Annotated in this window: 4 protein-coding genes; 2 read left to right on the forward strand and 2 right to left on the reverse strand. The window is 28.5% G+C overall.

Annotated elements, in window-relative coordinates:
• The first annotated feature begins 160 nt into the window (after nt 1–160).
• Both N1F73_RS03540 and N1F73_RS03545 read left to right on the forward strand, forming a co-directional pair.
• On the forward strand, nt 161–739 hold the full coding sequence (locus N1F73_RS03540) for a hypothetical protein (RefSeq protein WP_260360134.1): 579 nt from the start codon (nt 161–163) through the stop codon (nt 737–739).
• A 12-nt stretch (nt 740–751) separates the two neighbouring features.
• A complete protein-coding gene (locus N1F73_RS03545; protein WP_260360135.1) occupies nt 752–1321 on the forward strand; it encodes a hypothetical protein in 570 nt (189 codons plus the stop codon).
• 37 nt (nt 1322–1358) lie between these two features.
• On the opposite strand, the gene N1F73_RS03550 is transcribed toward N1F73_RS03545, so the two are convergent.
• Both N1F73_RS03550 and N1F73_RS03555 read right to left on the reverse strand, forming a co-directional pair.
• Nucleotides 1359–2468, reverse strand: coding sequence for a restriction endonuclease subunit S (locus N1F73_RS03550; RefSeq protein ID WP_260360136.1), 1110 nt, complete (start codon nt 2466–2468; stop codon nt 1359–1361).
• Nucleotides 2458–2698: hypothetical protein (locus tag N1F73_RS03555; RefSeq protein WP_260360137.1), on the reverse strand; the 241-nt coding region annotated here is incomplete at its 5' end. The genes N1F73_RS03555 and N1F73_RS03550, both read right to left, overlap by 11 nt.

A 2698-nucleotide genomic window follows, 5' to 3' on the forward strand; every position in this document is an offset into this window, starting at 1 on the left:
TATTTCTAGATTCAATATCCAGCCAAATAAAGTTTTGAATATAGAATTATTAGCACCTTCAAAAAATGAACAATCTAAAGTAGGTAAATTTATAGAAAAAATAGATAATGTTGTATCACTTCTTCAGTGTAAGCCAAAAACCTGTTAATCTGCTGATTTTATGAATAAATTTGTTGAAAAAACTGCCGAAAATTTTGAAACTACGCAAAAAACAACAAACGCTTGAGAACAAAAAAATTCAAAAGAAGTTATAGAAATATATTCAATAAAAAATAAGGATAATAAATCATTAAGGAGTTTTTCCGTAACTAATAAACATGGTTTTGTTTTACAAAAAGAGTTTTTTTCTAACGGTGGGATCGCTGTTAATGGTCAAAAAAAGAATTCAAAAATAATCATGAAAAATTCCTTCGCATTTAATCCATCGAGAATAAATGTTGGTTCCATAGCACTATTCAGATTTGACGAAAATGGCTTAATAAGCAATATATACGAAACATTCAAAACAAAAAATGATGTTTCAGAAAATTTTATGAATCTGTATTTTTCAACGACATATTTTAAACACGTTATTCAATCTAATAGTAGCATCGGGGTTAGAAGCAAATTTACCTTTAAAGATGATAAATGTATATATTTCGCTATCCCATTAATTGAAGAGCAAAACAAAATATTTTTGCTGATAAATACTATAAATTCGTCAATATCACTTCTTCAGTGTAAGCCAAAAACCTGTTAATCTGCTGATTTTATGAATAAATTTGTTGAAAAAACTGCCGAAAATTTTGAAACTACGCAAAAAACAACGAACGCTTGAGAACTAAAAAAGGTAGATGATGTGTTGTTTCTTGAGAATAAAAAAGGATTTGATAAATTACAAATATTAACTGCAACGAATGATAATGGAATGCAAAAATGATTATCTGGAGTTAATTATTTAAAAAATGAAAGCATAAAAAAATTCAATTTAGTTAATAGATTTGACTTTGTGTTACATCTTTCATCGTATTTTGCAGGTCTTGCATTTTCTGAACTAAATGGACTAACTAGCCCTGCATATAGTGTTTTACGGTTAAAAGATATGAATGAATATAATCCATATTTTCTTAAAATTATATTTAAGTCAAAAGATTTTATTCAAAAGCTTAAACCTATAACATTTGGGTTGAGGATGGGTAAAAGCATAAAAGTTGAAGACTTAGTCAAAATAATTATTGTCAAGCCAAAAGTTGATGAACAGACAAAAATATGCAAATTGATAAACAACGTAGATTATGTCATATCACTTCTTCAGTGTAATTTTGTAAACTATCAAAATTAAATAAAAAACGTATATCAAACAGATATACGTACAGAATTTAAACAAACATCTTCTCAAGAAGTGTATTTTTTATATTTTCTAGCTTTTCTAACTTACGCTGAAGAAGTGATACAACCATATTTAATGAATTTATTAATATAGAAATCTTATTGGTTTCTTCACTTAACGGCGGAATGCTTATTTTAATTTCTGCCATAACATTGTTCATTAATTTTGGTATTCCAGCGCTTGCAACATGTTTATAAGCGACATTATTTAATGCATGTGCGACGGCATTATTTGTATAGTCTATTTTGCCTAACAAAACACCAGAAACATTAGTTGAATAGAATTTTCCAGGTCTAAACGCAACTTTTCCAGCACCAGCTCCATCTGTAGTTCAAGTTATAGCTGTATCAAATAAGTACTCTGTATGATATCCCAAAAGCCCATTATTAACAGTCTTTGAAGAATACACAGGATAGATATATTTTGATGATTTTATAGGAGAAAGTTTTGTTGTCGATATTACTTCACCACGTGTTATTTCAAATATATCACCTACCCTTTTTTGTTCTCAAGCGTTTGTAAATCCTTTGAATCTAATAGCCGGATAAGACGATTTTGCTGATGCAAACATCTTCTCAAGAAGTGTATTTTTTATATTTTCTAGCTTTTCTAACTTACGCTGAAGAAGTGATATGACTCTTTCTATACTTGAAAATAAATGAGAAATATTCTTTTGTTCTTTGATAGAAGTCAGTGAAATTTTACTTTCAAGCAACAATGAAAAATGTCGTCTATATGTTATTGATATAGGTCTTATTTTATCTATTAGTAGCTTTATAAAATTTGTGTCTTCATTTGGAATTAATAATATTTTTAACCCCTCTCGCACTACTAAAAATGGCGTTTTTGGCAAAAAAGTGCTGAAAGAGTGATCTCCAAATAAAACAACTCTTTTATAATCGTTAAAAGTATTTTTATCTTCACTGAAAGAAAAAAGAGGATTGTCTCCTTGTTGATATACCGGTTTGCCAGTATAACTTATTTTCTTTGATGTATATTTATCAACCGGTATTGAATCTATTGTTTTATTGAGCTTTTTTAGTTCTCAAGCGTTTGTAAACCCTTTGAATCTAATAGCTGGTACAAGCTTATTTTTCATTTTCGCCACCTAACAAGTTGATTAATTCTTTGATTCCTTTGATGTCGTATTCATCACCTTCAAGCTCGTTTAACATTTGAATTAATTCATTTTCGCTTTGTTCGATTTCTTCATCAATCTGTGCCAAAGTTTGATCGTATTTTTTAGCTAATTTTTCTAATTTTGCAATTTGGCTATTAATAACGTCATTACCTTTTTCAAGAATTGATTTTGAAAGATTATCGCTTCAT

Origin of the sequence: Mycoplasma sp. HS2188 (genome assembly GCF_025209835.1) — a bacterium.
Classification (GTDB): Bacteria; Bacillota_I; Bacilli_A; order Mycoplasmatales; family Metamycoplasmataceae; genus Mycoplasmopsis.